Source organism: Amycolatopsis sp. SID8362 (assembly GCF_010550475.1).
Classification (GTDB): Bacteria; Actinomycetota; Actinomycetes; order Mycobacteriales; family Pseudonocardiaceae; genus Amycolatopsis; species Amycolatopsis eburnea.
The window spans coordinates 1-1173 of sequence record NZ_JAAGNB010001446.1; the positions used below are offsets into that span (position 1 = coordinate 1).

At 76.4% G+C, this 1173-nt stretch carries 1 pseudogene; it reads right to left on the reverse strand.

Annotated features, from left to right (window positions below):
• Positions 1-1173, reverse strand: a pseudogene (locus G3I65_RS44455) (hypothetical protein); the annotation flags it as partial.

Here is a 1173-nt window from a genome sequence, read left to right on the forward strand (position 1 = left end):
GGCGAGCAGCCGGAGCGCCTCCTTGCGCGACGTCACCTTCTTCCCCGCCAGCACCGGCCGGAGTGCGGCCCCCAGCTCGGCAGGCGGGATGGTGCGGGCGGCCCGGCCGGCCGCGTACACCGCGACCCGGGCGCGGTCGGTGTCGGCGTAGCCGAGCAACGTGCCCAGTGCGTCGCCGGGCCGGTCGGTCCAGGCCAGCCCGGCGAGCGCGGCTTCGACCACGGCGACTTCGTCGTCCTGCAGGAACGGCCGCACGTCCTCGACACGGGTACCGGGCAGGCTCGCCAGGCGGCTCACGGCCGAGACCCGTTCCCAGACCGCCTTGCGGGGCGCGGTGGCGAGGTCGGCCAGCGACTCGGCGTACCGGGCGACCTGACGCGGCAGCCAGTGCCGCAACGACCCGCCGAACACCGGCACCAGCCGGACGCCGCGGGCGACGAACCTGCCCTGCGGTGGCCGGTCCAGCACCTGGTCGAGCAGGTCGGTCCGGCGTCCGCTGACCGCGTTCGCCACCGCGGTCACCGTGATCGTGGACGAGTCGTGCCGCAGCACGGCCTCGACGCGTTCGTCCCGGGTCGCGGGCGGGGCCAGCCACAGCTCGAGCGCCCACCGCACCGTGGAGTCGTCGGCCGCGCCGGTTGCTTCGCCCACGGCGGCTTGGAGATCGGGCATGGTCCACGCGCGCCGGTGCAGGCCGGCGGCCAGGGAAAGGACCAGGTGGTAGCGGCCGGCGCGGGCGTCGGCGGCGACGAGCGGCCGCAGCGTGGACCACACGGCCTGCTCGGCGCCGCGGGGCAGGTCCCGGTCGAGCCGGTGCAAGGTGAGGCTGTGCGCGTGGCCACCGGACAGCTCCAGGATCCGCAGTCCGCTTTCGACCAGGCCGGGCCGCGCCGCGAGCGTTCCCTGCCGGATGAGGGTGACGGCCAGGGTGCCGACCGCTTGGCGGGTGCCCCAGGACGCGTCCCTGGCCTGGACGGCATCGGTGGCCAGCTTGACCAGCGTGGCCGGATCGGCTGACCGCATGAGCCAGCCCGGGAGCGCGGCGACGGCCGCGAGCGCGGCGTGGCGGACCGGATCCTGCTCGTTGGGCAGCCGGCTCAGCGACCCCAGCAGGCCGGCGACGACGTCCGGGTCCCGGGTCGCGGCCGCCGCGCCGATCAGGAGCGGGTAGCC